This window comes from Pseudomonas sp. IT-P176, assembly GCF_949767245.1.
Taxonomy (GTDB): Bacteria; Pseudomonadota; Gammaproteobacteria; order Pseudomonadales; family Pseudomonadaceae; genus Aquipseudomonas.
The window spans coordinates 13,558-26,577 of sequence record NZ_CATKPN010000037.1 but is presented as its reverse complement, the minus strand read 5'-3'; the positions used below and the strand labels follow the sequence as shown (position 1 = coordinate 26,577).

Here is a 13,020-nt window from a genome sequence, read left to right as displayed (position 1 = left end):
TTTCTGCTAAATAAATCTGTCCCATTTTTTATTCAAAAATAGCATTTCGCTGCATTGGAGTAATGATCATGGTTACTACCGCCAAGACCCGATCCGTCACGGCTCATGTCCCTGTGCAACTGGCTGAGAAGGTCGATTTGAAGGCCGAGCGCCTTGAACGCTCCAAGAACTGGATCGTCAAGCAGGCCCTTTCTGCTTGGATTGACCAGGAAGAAGAACGCAGTCGCCTGACCCGAGAGGCCTTGGCTGATGTGGACGCCGGTCGGGTAATTGACCACCAGGCAGTCCAGGCCTGGGCCGACAGCCTGACTACAGAATCTCCGCTGCCAGTGCCGCGCTGATGGAGAGCTGTGGCACACACGCGAGGATCGATAATGCGTGGATCGGACCCATAGAAAAATGGCAGCGTACCGGGGCAATCCTCACCCCGATACGCTGCAAGTTGCAGCGTTGCTTGGCTCACGCGCCTTGCGGCGTTTCACCCCGTGCCAGGCGGGCGTTGATCTGCTCGATCACTGCCGGCAACTCGGCAATGGTGTCGATCAGGTAGTGCGGGCGGGCGCCTTCGAAGGTTTGGCTGATGCGGGCGTGTGCTTCGGCCAGTTGCTCGGGGCTCAGTGCCTGGAACTGTTCGTAGGTCAAGCCCAGGGCGTTGCCGGAGCAGGTCAGGGCGACTGTCCACATGCCGGCGCTGCGGCCTTCGAGGATACCCGGCCAGGTGTCGTCGACCTTGACGCATGCGGCGACGTCGCTGATTCCCAGGGCGATCACGTTAGCCAGGGCCTGTGCCGGATACGGACGGCCGTTGGGCACTTCGTCGGTGGCTACCACATGGTCGGCGACGTAACCGTTGGCCCGGGCCAGCTCTACCACCTTGGCCATCACCACCGCCGGATAGCCGGAGCAGGATCCGATTTTCAGCCCCTGCTCGCGTAGCGCGGCGATGGCCTCCAGGGCGCCTGGGATCAGGGCCGAGTGCAGGGCGATTTTGTCGATCTGCAGCGGCATGAACCGTTCATAGAGTGCAGTGACGTCTGCATCGGTCGGCAGGCGGTCGAACACGGCACGGTAACGTTCGGCAATCTGCGGTTGATTGCACAGCGTGCGGATGTGGTCCCACTTGCCCATGCCCATCGGGCCACGGGCCTCTTCCAGGGACACGGCAACGCCGAACTCGGCAAAGGCTTCGACGAAAATCTGCGTGGGGGCAAAGGAGCCGAAGTCGACGACGGTGCCGGCCCAGTCCAGGACCACGGCTTGCAGGTGGCGCGGTTGTTGATAGTGCATGGTAGATCTCCAGTGTGTGGGTAGGGGGCGGCCGTCCTTCGTGCAAGGAAGTAGGGCGCAAAGGTCAATGGGTACGGTGTTGTCAGGTGGTCGGTATCGGGCTTGAGTCGAACAGCTCGGCGATCATTGGCCGGTTGCGGCGGATGCCCAGGCAGCACAGGTGGTAATCGATGGCGAACGGGTGATCGACGAAGGTGATGGGTTTGGTGCCCGGGGTCTGGGCGTACTCGACAGCCGAGACAAAACCAATGCCGATGCCCTTGGCGATGGCGTGGACAATGGCTTCGCGGCTGTTCAATTGCATCACGCAGTTGAGTTCGACGTTCAACCGCGTGCAGCTTTCCTCCACCAGTTGCCGGGTCCGCGAACTCTTCTCGCGCAGCACCCATTTCTCGGCACTGATCTGCTCGACATGCACCTGTTCCTGCTGCGCCCAGGGATGGTCGTCACGGACCACCGCGATGATCGGGTAGCGCCGGTACAGCTGGGTGTCGAAACGCTGGTCGAACTCGGACAGGGCGAGGATCGCCACGTCGATGTCGAAATTGAACAGTCGCGCCAGGGTCTCCTTTTCCGGGCTGAAGGAGGTTTCCAGCTCGATGTCCGGATGCTGCTGCATCAGTTCATAGGTCAGGTTCATCGCGATAGGCGGCGAAACCGCCCCCAGGCGCAACATGCCGGTCTTGCGTTGCTTGAAACTGTGCAGCAGTTGCACGGCTTCGTCCTCCTGGCCGAACAGGCCCTGGGTAATCCCGTAGAGCTGGTGCCCGGCCGAACTCATGTCGATAAAGCGACCACGGCGGTGGAACAGTTCCACCGAGAACTTCTTCTCCAGGGCGTTGACCTGCTCGCTGACCGTTGGCTGGCCGATGCACAGGTATTCGGCCGCCAGGGTGAAGCTGCCGGTTTTGGCCACGGCGTGAAAGGAACGGAGCCACTTGTGGTACTGGTACATGAGTGCGCCTGCCTGTGAGTCGAAACGGGGTGCCGAGCCATCAACGCCTGATGAACAGCGCGACCAGCGCACTGCACAGGCAGGCCGAGGTGACCACGATGAAGATCAGCGAGGTATTGCCGGTACTGTCGAGCATACTGCCGATCAGGGGTTCCGCCAGGCCCGCGAACAGATAGGAGGAGAAGTTCATCACCCCGGTGGCCGTACCCGCCCGCTTGGCGCCGACCAGGTCCGGGCACAGGGCCCAGAAGCTGGAGGCCGGGCCATAGACGAAGAACCCGCAGAGGAACAGCGCCACCAGGCCGATCATGCTGTGGGGCGGCAGGCTCCACATCCACAGGCTGGTCGCCGCGCCGAGGAACATGTAGAGCATGATCGCCAGGTAACGCTTGGAGCCGAACAGCTTGTCCGACACCCAGCCATTAGTCAGTGCGCCGATCGCCATGCCCACCGGCAGGGCCACGGTGATCCACTTCGGATCCACCAGGCTGTCGCCACTTTTCCAGTCGGCACCGAGAAAATGCACCGGCACCCAGACGATCAGGCCGTAGCGGGCGGCGTTCTGGAAGCCCAGGGATACCGCGGCGATGATCAGCCGGGCATTTTTCAGGACTGCCTTGTAGCGCTGCGCGGAAGTTTCGACCTCGCCTTGCGACACCTCATGCTGTTTGTCGGCGGCATTGGCCACGCCGGTGTCGGCCAGCGGTTCGAAGCCCAGGTCTTGCGGGCGTTCACGGGCAATCAGGTAGAACAGGATACCGCCGGCCAGCATCAGCAACACCGGCAGACGGAAGATCCAGCGCCACTCCAGTTGCAGCACCTCCAGCACCACGATCGAGGTCACGTAGGACAGCACCGAGGCGCACCCAGCGGCAAACACATAAAAGCCGTAGACCTTGCCGCGCTCGCCAGCGCTCCACCAGTTGGAGATCAACCGGCTGCCCGGCGCCCAGCCCAATGCCTGGAAGTAACCGTTGATGCCCCAGGGCAGGATCAGGCTGGCAAACCCGGCAGAGAAGCTGGTCACCCAGTTGGCGCCGCAGGACAGCACGGCGCCCAGGGTCATGATCCGCCGGCCACCGAACTTGTCGGCAAGGTTGCCATTGATGGCCTGGCCGATGGCGTAGGCCCAGAGCATGGCGGCCGACACCCAGCCCAGGGTTTCCTTGCTCAGGCCAAACTCGGCCTGGATCCCTGGAATGGCAAAACCGAAGGTTTGCCGGCCGGTGTAGAAAAACAGGTAACAGAACATCGCCGCCAGCAACATGCGCCACTGGGCGACGCGGAACGAGGCCGTGTGGGTAGCGATACCAGGCAGGGTTTGGGCACGATTCATGATCTTTTCCTTATTATTGTTCGCCCCTCGAGCCATCGCCCGAGGGTGACACCGATTTACCGGTGCCGCAGGAAATCGCCGCGGCCGGTGGCGCCGCAGGCAGTGCGTGTTGAGGTAAAAGCTGGATCTAGGCCGCTTGGCAACCGATGAAGTTCTTGCCGCGCGCGCCCTGCAGGGCGAACTGGATGATGGCCTCGGCGTCCTGGGCGGTGACGCCGTAGTCGGCAAACTCGGTCTTCACCCCGACGCTGTGCAACAGGTCGCGCAACTGGGCCTGGGCCTTGGCCAAGTCGGTGCCGAAAACCCGCTGCAGGGTCTGGTCGCGCTCCTGGTCGTGACCCCAGGCCAGGCCCAGCACCAGGGGCAGGGTGAAGGAGCAGGCGATGCCATGGGGCAGGCCGTGGCGCAGGGTCATTTCATAGGAAATGGAGTGGGCCAGTGCGGTCTTGGTGTTGGAGAACGCCATGCCCGCCTTGAGGGCGGCCAGGGCCATGCGCGAGCGCAGTTCCTGGCTGGACAGGTCGCGCAGCAACCGAGGCAGGCATTCGAGGATGTCCTCGATGGCCGCCACGGCGAAGGTGTCGGAAATCGGGTTGGCGTTGACGTTCCAGATTGCCTCCAGGGCATGGGACAAGGCGTCCAGGCCGGTGGAGACGGTGACGCTGGCTGGCACCGTCAACATCAGTTGCGGGTCGATGATCGCCACTTTGGGCCAGGTGCAGTCCAGGTGCAGCGAGTATTTCTTCAGGCTGGCGCTGTCCCAGATGGTCGCCCAGGGCGTGACTTCGCTGCCGGTGCCGGCGGTGGTAGGTGCGGCAATCAGCAATTTGCTGCGGGCCGGGACAAAGGGCTTGCCGGTTGCCAGCAGGGTCAGCAACTCGTCGAAGCTCCCCGATTCGGTACCGACAATCAGCGCCTTGGCGGTGTCGATGGCGCTGCCTCCGCCCACGGCGATGACCATGGCACAGTCGCCGGCTTCGGCCCAGAAGCGTTCATAGGTGTCGCGCAGGTGCGCCACGTCGGGATTGGGCTGCACGTCTTCGATCACGTAGACCAGGCGATCACCCAGCAGCTCTTCGATCCGCGCCACCAGGCCCAGCCCGCGTGCTTCGGGGAAGGTCACCAGGGCGACCTTGTGCTGTTCGGTAATTGCGGCCAACTGTTGCAGGCTGCCCCAGCCGAAACGAGTGTCTACCGGGTTGTGGAATCGGGCGGTCATCAGGGAGTTCCTTATTGTTGTTGGCGAAGTGGCCCCATACTCAGGGGCACTCGCCAACAGCTCAAATCGATAAATCGCAGGTTTGAATCGGCTGGACCGATAACAGCCGGCAGCCGAAGGTGCGGCCAGCGCGGTTTAATGGTTGGAACCGCGCTGGATCGCATTGCGCAGCCTGCCGGACACTGCGTCGGCGATGACCACCATCAAGGTAATGACGATGATGCAGGTGGCGGTTTGTTCGTACTTGAACAGCTTCAGGCTGCTTACCAGCTCGAACCCCAGGCCGCCGGCGCCGACCATGCCGAGCACGGTGGCCGAGCGCAAGTTGACCTCGAAGCGGTAGAGGATCACCGCGATCCAGGCGGTAATCACCTGCGGCAGGACGCCAAACACAATCACCTGCAACGGCCGTGCCCCGGTGGCCTGCAGGGCCTCGATGGGTCCCTGGTCGATTTCCTCGATGCTTTCGGCGAAGAACTTGCCGAGCATGCCCATGCCATGCAGCGCCAACGCCAACACACCGGGAAAGGGCCCCAAACCCACCGCCGAGACAAAGATCAGGGCCAGGATCAGTTCGTTGATGCTGCGGGTCACGTTGAGAAACTGTCGCGTGGCGTGGAATACCAGGCGGTTGCGACTGAGGTTGCGCGCCGCCAGGAACGACAACGGAATCGCCAGCAGCACGCCGAGCAGGGTGCCCCAGATCGCGATCTGCAGGGTTTCGATGGCCGGTGCCAGCAAACGCGGGAGAATGCTCAGGTCGGGTGGCATGGTACGGGCGAGGAAGTCGCCGATTTGCGGCAGGCCGCCGGCCAGTTCCGCGACGCTGAGCTGCGCGCCCTCGGCGCTCCAATGCAGGGTCAGCACCACCGCCAGCACCAGCGCCGCGGTAGTCAGCCAGCTCCGCGCGCTGCGCGGCCGGTCGACGGTCCACAGGTAATTGTTCGGTTGCATGTTCAAGCCCTCGGTTCGCTGCACGGCACCAGCGCCAGCGCGCTGGTCGTCGGTGGCACTTCAGGTGCTGGTTCCTGGCCAGGGTAGATGCGTTGCAGGTCAGCCTCGCCCATGCTCGCCGGGTGGCCGTCGAACACCAGGCGGCCGTGGGCCAGGCCGACAATCCGGTCGCCAAACTCACGGGCGTAGTCGACCTGGTGCAGGTTGCACAGCACGGTGATCCCCAGTTCCCGCGATGCATCGCGCAGGTACTGCAACACCAGGCGTGCGGTCTTGGGGTCGAGGCTGGCCACCGGTTCGTCCGCCAGGATCACCTGGGGACACTGGGCCAGGGCGCGGGCGATGCCGACCCGTTGCATCTGCCCGCCGGAGAGGGCGTCGGTGCGTTCGTCGGCCTTGTGCTCCAGCTCCACCCGTTGCAGGCATTGCCTGGCCAGGGCGACATCCGCCCGGCGAAACAGCTGCAGCACCGAGCTGAAGGTGGACACGGCGCCCAGGCGTCCGGTCAGGACATTCTTCAGCACGCTCAGGCGCGGCACCACGTTGTGGTGCTGGAAGATCATCGCCACCTGGCGGCGCAGCGTGCGCGGATCGCGGCAGGAGCGGGCATCGATGCCGGCCACCTGCAGGGTGCCGGAGTCGGCCTGGACCAGGCGGTTGATACAGCGCAGCAAGGTCGATTTGCCCGCGCCGGATTGCCCCAGGATCACCACGAACTCGCCTTGGCCGACGTCCAGGTCGATACCGCGCAGCACCGGGTTGCTCCCGTAGTGCTTGGTCAACTGGCGGATGCTGATCATTTCATGCTCCGCAAATCCAGATCGAGCACCTTGGCGGTGTCGCGAACCACGTCGTAGGCGGCGTCGCTGGTGGGCTGGAAGCCGTCGAGCACGCCCTGGTCACCCCACGGCACATCCTTGATCGAGGCCAGGGCACTGGCGACCTTCTGTTGCAGGGCCGGGTCCAGGTCCTTGCGCCAGACCATCGGCGACTCGGGAATCGGCCGCGAACTCCAGACCACCTGGAATTCGTCCTGCTTGACCAGGCCCTTGCTCACCGCGCTGGCAAAAATCCGGTCGGCTACCGCAGCGGCATCCACCTTGTGGTTTTCCACAGCGAGGATGCTGGCATCGTGGGAGCCGGAGAAAATCACCCGGGAAAACAGCTGCGCCGGGACGAACCCGGCTTGCTCCAGGCCGGCCTTGGGGAACAGGTGGCCGGACGCCGAGCTGGGGTCGACAAAGGCGAAGGTACGGCCCTTGAGGTCGGCCAGCTCGCGGATGCCGCTGTCCTTGCGCGCGACAATCACGCTCTTGTAGGCGCTTTGCCCGGTTTTGCGGGTGACGGCGACCGCGAAGGCTTCGACCTCGGCCACCGAGGTGGCGAGGACGTAGGAGAATGGCCCCAGGTACGCGACGTCGAGCTTGCCGGCGCGCAGCGCTTCGATGATGCCGTTGTAGTCGGTCGCGACAAAGGGCACCACCGGCATGCCCAACCGGGTTTGCAGGGTATCGAGCACCTGTTTGCTGGCTTCGATCATCGCCTGCGAGTCTTCGGAGGGGATCAGGCCAATGGTCAGTTGGTCTTTGGCGCTGGCCAGGCCGGCGGCGGTCAGGGCGAGGGCGATGCTGGCAACACGCAGGAATGAGCGAAGAGGTTTCATGGCAATCCAGGGAGTGGTTTGGAGTTGCCTCAGGCTAGAAGTGTCACGTGACAGTCATTCGATCAATTCAATATGGCTTCAGGCAGTTAACTATTGATGGAGTCTATGGATGTCCAGCGCAAAGATGCGAGCGTTCCTTGCCGTGGCCCGTCACGGCAGTTTCAGTGCCGGGGCACGGGCGATCGGCCTCAGCCAGCCGACCCTGACCACCCAGGTGCAAGCCATGGAACGGCAATACAACCTGGAGTTGTTTCACCGCCGTGGGCGGCGCATCGAGTTGTCGGATGTCGGCCGGCAACTGCTGCCGATCGCCCAGGCGATGGCGGCCCTGGATCTGGACGCGCACAACCTGCTGCGCGATTCCGGCCGGCTCGACAGCGGCGAGTTGCGGTTGGGGGCGGTAGGGCCGTTTCATGTGATCGAGATGGTCGACCACTATCTGCAGCGTCATCCACGGATCGATGTGTCGATCCGGGTCGGCAACTCGGCAGAGGTCCTGGCCGATCTCGAACGCTACGTGACCGACATCGCGGTGCTGGCCGGGCGGCACGACGATCCGGCGCTGTGTGCCGTGCATTACGCGCGCCACGCGATCATCCTGTTCGCCCACCATGCCCATCCCCTGGCTGCTCGCGGCTCGGTGCGTCTCGAAGAACTGGAAGGCCAGGCGCTGCTGCAACGCGAGCCCGGTTCCACCACCCGCGCGGTCCTCGACGCGGCGCTGCTGGCCGCGGGCGTGGTGCCGCGAATCGCCATGGAGATCGGCAGCCGTGAAGCCCTGCGCGAAGCCGTGGTCCGCGGAATTGGCCTGGGGGCGGTGTCCGAAGCCGAGTTCATTGCCGACCCACGGATCCGCGCGATCCGCCTGGAAGGCGATCCGCTGTACACCGAGACTTACCTCTATTGCCTGGCGGAGCGGCGCTCCAGCCGGTTGATTTCATCGTTCTTCGAAGTCCTGCTGGCGGGGCAGGCCCACGTTTCTTGAGCCGGTGTGCGAGCGGCATTCCCCTGGCGAGCGATTGAACCAGCGCTTGAAAGCGCGATGGAAAGTGCTGACATCCTTGAAGCCCAGGCCATCACTGACCACCGCCACCGGCAAACCCTGCTGAATCTGGCGGTAGGCCAGGTCCTTGCGTACCGCGCCCACCAACTCGGTGAAGCTGGTGCCGTGCTGCTTGAGGCGGCGATACAGGGTCGGGCGACTGACATGCAGCGCGCTGCACACCTGCTCGATGCTCACTCCGTGCTGTAGGTTGCCCTGGATCAACTGGCGCACCTTGTCCAGCAGCGGATCGCGGGTGGCGAGTTGGCCGAAGGTGTGCAGCGCCCGCTCCTCGAGAATCTGCTTGAGGTAGCTGTTGGCACTGCGGATCGGGGCCTGCAAAAACGCGCGGGGCAGGTACAGGCAGTTGCGCGGGGCGTCGAACTGCAAGTGCTGGCCAAAAATCGGCGGGTAACGCTCATGGTAGGCCGGGCGCGGGTAGCTGAATTCGCAGGCGCTGGGGACCAGGGGTTCTCCGGTCATCTCCTGGCTCCACCTGAGCAAGGCACTCATGCTGCGTTCGGTTGCGGCTTGCGGGTAGGGCTTGCCGGGGGCGAAGGAAAACTCCAGCAGCAGATGTTCGTGGGTTTCGCTGCAGGTCCAGCTCTCCGAGGGATTCATCAGGGCAATGTGGGTCTGGAAGATCTGCAAGGCCTCACCCAGCCGGGTGCATTGGAACAGCCAACTGGCCAACACGCCTTGGGTGGCAGGGTTGAAGGTTTGCCCGACCACCAGGCCGATCTCCGGCATGGGCAGGTCGCGGGTTGCCATCTGCCACAGGGCCAGCAAGCACTCCTCGTCGAGGCGCTGTTCCTGGATCGGCAGGGCGCTGGGGCGGCTGTCAATCAGCGCATGGCGATCGAGCCCGGCGCTGGCCATCTGCGCCGGGGTGACCAGTTCCAGCGCCAGCAGCAGGTCATGCAGGTCCAGGACTGCAACGGCCGAAACACTGGTGGCTTTGGGCATCTGTCGAGACACTCTGCTGAGGGGGTTCGACAGGCAATGTAACGCGAGGCTCAAGCACAAAGCCACCATGGCGCACTATCCCTCCATGGGCGCTACCGCAACATGCAGGTTGTCCATGGCCGCCGTCAGCACCACCTGGCACGACAGCCGCGAGTTGTCCTGGTAGTGCACGGATTCCTCTACCAGCAATTGTTCGCCCTCGTTACGCCCACCCAAGGCGGCAAAACCGCCTGCAAGGACATAGACGTGGCAGGTCGAGCAGGAACAGGCGCCACCGCAGATGGCCTCGATCTCGTCACAACCGGCGTGTTTCAGCGCCTCCATCAGGGTGACCCCCTCGTCGGCGTCAATCCACTGGACTTCGCCGTTCAATTCGGTGACCTGGATTCTGGGCATCTTGCAGCTCCTTGCAATGGGGGTAGGGGAGCGCCTGGGGTCAGCCCCGGGCGATTTCACAGGCAAACGCGAAGCGTCGCAGCAGTTGTTCGAATGCCGGACTGTGCTGCTCCAGGGCAAGGGTCGCCAGGTAGCCGTGCACGGGGTGCTGGCGCACATCCACGGCGTTGAGCGACACACCTTGGGCCAGCGCGGTGGCCTGTAGTACATCGGCGATTTCACCCATCACCAGGGTTGGCTTGAACAGTTTGCCGATGGCGGTCAGTGGCATGTCATCGAGCAGTTGCAGGCGCTTGGGCATTGCCGCGGGCTCGGCGATGACCTGTGCCAGGTACTCGAGCAGTTGTGCGCTGGTCACCGTGCTGCCCGCGCGCAGCTTGACGTAGGCCACCGGCAGTTCACCGGCATGCAGGTCCGGGCGGCCGACGGCGGCGGCCATCTCGACGTCGGGGTGGCGATACAAGGGTTCCTCGATCACCTGCGGGTCGATGTTGTGCCCACCGCGGATGATCAACTCCTTTTTGCGCCCGGTCAGCCAGAAGTAGCCCTCTGCGTCCTGGCGTCCCAGGTCACCGGTATTGAACCAGTGCTGCCCGTCCCCCAGGGTCAGCCAGACGCCCTGGTTGTGCTCGGCCTGCAGATAACCGCGAAAAACGTTGGGGCCACTGATGGCAATCACCCCGACCTCGCCCGGCAGGCAATGGCGCTGGTAGTTGCCCGCTGCGTCCAGTTGCAGCACCGCCATCTGCTGGTAAGGCAAGCGCAGGCCGATGGAACCGATGCGAGACTCGCCGGCGGGTGGGTTGAGGCTGCTGGCGCATGCCCCTTCGGTCAGGCCATAACCTTCGAGGATGCGGATCCCGGTGGCGGATTCGAAGCGCCGGAACAGCTCCACCGGCATGGGTGCCGCGCCACACATGGCCAGCTGCAGCGAGCTGATGTCTCGCCCGCTGCAGGGTTGTTGCAGCAACGCCGAGTAGATAGTCGGCACGCCACTGAAAAAATTGATCCGGTAGTGCTCGACGATCTCCCAGAACCCCGCGAGCACGCCGGCGCCGCGATAACCCTCAGGGGTCCCTAGCACCACGTGCGCACCTACCGACCACGGCGCCAGGCCGGTCACCAACTGGCCGTTGGCGTGAAACAACGGCAAGCCGCAGAACAGGGTTTTGCCCGGGCCGATGGCATCGCCGAGCATGCGCATCATGGCGTAGGCGTCGAATACTTCATTGAGGTGTTCGCGCACGGCGATTTTCGGCAAGCCAGTGGTGCCTCCCGTGCAAAAGTACGAGGACACTGCGTGCGAATCGAAGGCGCGCAGGCTGTTCAGTCGCTCTTCGTTATGCCCTTGGACAAAGTCCTCAAAGCTCGTCACTTCGACCGTCTGCCCCATGGCGTTGCGCAGCGCCGGCGGGGCGGTTGTGGGCGCTGCGGTCTCGTCCAGCGCGACCCTGACCAGCAACTCGACTCCGCGCGTCAGCGCCACGGCCTGCGCGACCTTGTGCCCCAGTTCAGTGCCGGGCGCGGGCGCCAGGGTCACCACCACCTTGGCGTTCGCCGCCTGTAGCAACTGGCTGATGGCTTCGGCACTGAGCTGAGGATTGACCGCCAGAACGATGCCATTGGCTTCGCCACCCCAGAGTACGAAGTGGGTCTGGGGCAGGTTCGGCAACACGTAGGCCAGCACGTCGTGCGCACCGTAGCCGCGACTGTGCAAGGCGTTGGCCACTCGGTGGATCTGCGCCAGCAACTGGCGGTAGGTCCAGGTGCGGGGCGAGCGCAGGTGCTGCATGTCGGCAAAAAATGACAGCGCGGGGCGATCGGCGTGCAAGTCTGCGCTACGCAGGAGCATCTGGTAGGTACTGGGGGGTAGGTCGGCGTCGAGCAAGGGCGTGCGCTCGAAGGCCTCGATGTCGCTAAGGTCACGTAAGGTCACGGCTGGATCCTGTGGCGGGCAAAGGGTCAGCGATTCTAGGAAGCACCGCGGGACACAGGCATGGCGTGGTGATTCATTCGTCGGGCGTTCGGTGTCAACTTTTCCAGCGAGCGGGACCTGGGTGCGAGATTGCAACCCAACGCCATGGAGTTGATCCCGGGCGCCATGGTTGTGGGTATGGCAACGGCCTAGGATCGTTGCCATATCCCATGCGACCTCAAGGAAGTTGCCGATGCCCGCCCACTCGATCGACTCGGTTAAAAGCCTGCGCAAACTGATTGCAGAACCGCCGGCAATGATGAAAAAGCGCCTGCAATCGCAGATCGACGATTACTGCCTGACGATCATCCAGCACTCATCCGTGTGTGCCGTGGGGTTCAGCGATCCGAGCCTGGATATTGCCTTCTTCAACCTGCGTGACATCCCGGTGCTGCGCGCCGAAGGCGAGTCCATCGACCTGGCCTGGCCTGCCGAGCGGAGCGTGCCGGCAGCGCTGGAGCAGGGCCTGGGGTGCAGTCTGTACTTCACCATGCCCGGCATCGGATTTGCCTTGCGCGCCAATGGTCGTTGCGTGGTGCGCGGCACTGGCGGTGCCCGCGTCCTGGCGTTCCGGGCCGATGCGTTGTTCCTGCATTGTTCGCGGGCCAAGGTGCGGGCGCAGTTCTGGACTCCGCGCGCACCAGCGCTGCCGTTGTGCGAGGCCGAGGGGGGCGGGCAACTGTCCGCTGAGGCCCTGGGGTTCATCGCAGCCTCGCCCTACCTGTTGATGCTGACGCGCAACGCCGCGGGCGCCACGGAAATTTCCCCCCGTGGCGATCCCGACGGCTTTGTCCTGGCGCTGGACGACCGGACCCTGTTGATCCCCGAGCGGCCCGGCAACAAGGTGGCCTGTACGCTGATCAACATCCTGTCGGCGCCCACAGTGACCGTGTCGTTCATCATTCCCGGTGGCGGCAGCCAGTTGTCGGTCACCGGTAAATCCTGGTTGAGCGCCGACCAGTCGCTGCTGGCGCCGCTGGCAATCAACGGCAAGGTGCCGGTGGTGGCGATTGTGCTGGAGGTCGAGCGCTGGCGCTTCGTGCCGTGCCCCGAACTGGTGGCGGCCGGGTTGTGGCGTAGCGAAACCCACCTGCGTGACAGCGACCTGCCGTCGTTCCCCAAGATGCTGTCCGAGCACATGAACGGCAGGGGGTTGTTGGGCAAGGCCACTACGCTGTTGGTGGATGCGGTGGTCAAACACGACCTGAAGAATCTGTATTAAGGAAA

Annotated in this window: 13 protein-coding genes; 3 read left to right on the top strand and 10 right to left on the bottom strand. The window is 63.8% G+C overall.

Going from position 1 to position 13,020, the window contains the following annotated elements:
• Window positions 1-68 precede the first annotated feature (68 nt).
• Entirely contained in the window at window positions 69-341 is a 273-nt protein-coding gene (locus ACM6IP_RS09810; RefSeq protein WP_414861377.1) for a CopG family ribbon-helix-helix protein, read from the top strand.
• A 118-nt stretch (window positions 342-459) separates the two neighbouring features.
• Here ACM6IP_RS09810 and phnX read toward each other — a convergent pair whose 3' ends face one another.
• The 7 genes from phnX to ACM6IP_RS09775 form a co-directional block, all read right to left on the bottom strand.
• Window positions 460-1,287 (bottom strand): phosphonoacetaldehyde hydrolase, encoded by an 828-nt coding sequence (phnX, locus tag ACM6IP_RS09805; protein ID WP_159995942.1) that lies wholly within the window; start codon window positions 1,285-1,287, stop codon window positions 460-462.
• Window positions 1,288-1,369: 82 nt separating this feature from the next.
• Entirely contained in the window at window positions 1,370-2,242 is an 873-nt protein-coding gene (locus tag ACM6IP_RS09800; protein WP_095170278.1) for a LysR substrate-binding domain-containing protein, read from the bottom strand.
• 40 nt (window positions 2,243-2,282) lie between these two features.
• Window positions 2,283-3,578, bottom strand: coding sequence for an MFS transporter (locus tag ACM6IP_RS09795; RefSeq protein ID WP_414861376.1), 1,296 nt, complete (start codon window positions 3,576-3,578; stop codon window positions 2,283-2,285).
• A 127-nt stretch (window positions 3,579-3,705) separates the two neighbouring features.
• Complete coding sequence (gene psrA / locus ACM6IP_RS09790; RefSeq protein WP_095170280.1) at window positions 3,706-4,797, bottom strand: iron-containing alcohol dehydrogenase PsrA; 1,092 nt, start codon at window positions 4,795-4,797, stop codon at window positions 3,706-3,708.
• Window positions 4,798-4,932: 135 nt separating this feature from the next.
• Window positions 4,933-5,751 (bottom strand): phosphonate ABC transporter, permease protein PhnE, encoded by an 819-nt coding sequence (gene phnE, locus ACM6IP_RS09785; RefSeq protein WP_159998822.1) that lies wholly within the window; start codon window positions 5,749-5,751, stop codon window positions 4,933-4,935.
• Between the two features lie 2 nt (window positions 5,752-5,753).
• Window positions 5,754-6,551 carry a phosphonate ABC transporter ATP-binding protein gene (gene phnC / locus ACM6IP_RS09780; protein ID WP_414861375.1) on the bottom strand — a complete coding sequence of 266 codons (798 nt, stop codon included), beginning with the start codon at window positions 6,549-6,551 and terminating at the stop codon, window positions 5,754-5,756.
• On the bottom strand, window positions 6,548-7,414 hold the full coding sequence (locus tag ACM6IP_RS09775) for a phosphate/phosphite/phosphonate ABC transporter substrate-binding protein (protein ID WP_159995948.1): 867 nt from the start codon (window positions 7,412-7,414) through the stop codon (window positions 6,548-6,550). The genes phnC and ACM6IP_RS09775 overlap by 4 nt, the downstream gene beginning before the upstream one ends.
• 109 nt (window positions 7,415-7,523) lie before the next feature.
• Here ACM6IP_RS09775 and ACM6IP_RS09770 point away from each other — a divergent pair, with 109 nt between their 5' ends.
• Window positions 7,524-8,399 carry a LysR substrate-binding domain-containing protein gene (locus ACM6IP_RS09770; protein WP_414861374.1) on the top strand — a complete coding sequence of 292 codons (876 nt, stop codon included), beginning with the start codon at window positions 7,524-7,526 and terminating at the stop codon, window positions 8,397-8,399.
• Here ACM6IP_RS09770 and ACM6IP_RS09765 read toward each other — a convergent pair.
• The 3 genes from ACM6IP_RS09765 to ACM6IP_RS09755 all read right to left on the bottom strand — a co-directional run bounded on the left by ACM6IP_RS09765 (window position 8,352) and on the right by ACM6IP_RS09755 (window position 11,754).
• Window positions 8,352-9,422, bottom strand: coding sequence for an AraC family transcriptional regulator ligand-binding domain-containing protein (locus ACM6IP_RS09765; protein ID WP_414861373.1), 1,071 nt, complete (start codon window positions 9,420-9,422; stop codon window positions 8,352-8,354). The genes ACM6IP_RS09770 and ACM6IP_RS09765 overlap by 48 nt on opposite strands.
• Window positions 9,423-9,497: 75 nt before the next feature.
• A complete protein-coding gene (locus ACM6IP_RS09760; RefSeq protein ID WP_401129801.1) occupies window positions 9,498-9,818 on the bottom strand; it encodes a 2Fe-2S iron-sulfur cluster-binding protein in 321 nt (106 codons plus the stop codon).
• Between the two features lie 40 nt (window positions 9,819-9,858).
• Window positions 9,859-11,754: an acyl-CoA synthetase gene (locus ACM6IP_RS09755; RefSeq protein ID WP_401129803.1), complete on the bottom strand. Its 1,896-nt coding sequence runs from the start codon at window positions 11,752-11,754 to the stop codon at window positions 9,859-9,861.
• Window positions 11,755-11,986: 232 nt separating this feature from the next.
• On the opposite strand from ACM6IP_RS09755, the gene ACM6IP_RS09750 reads away from it, so the two are divergent.
• A complete protein-coding gene (locus ACM6IP_RS09750; protein WP_401129805.1) occupies window positions 11,987-13,015 on the top strand; it encodes a hypothetical protein in 1,029 nt (342 codons plus the stop codon).
• Window positions 13,016-13,020 lie beyond the last annotated feature (5 nt).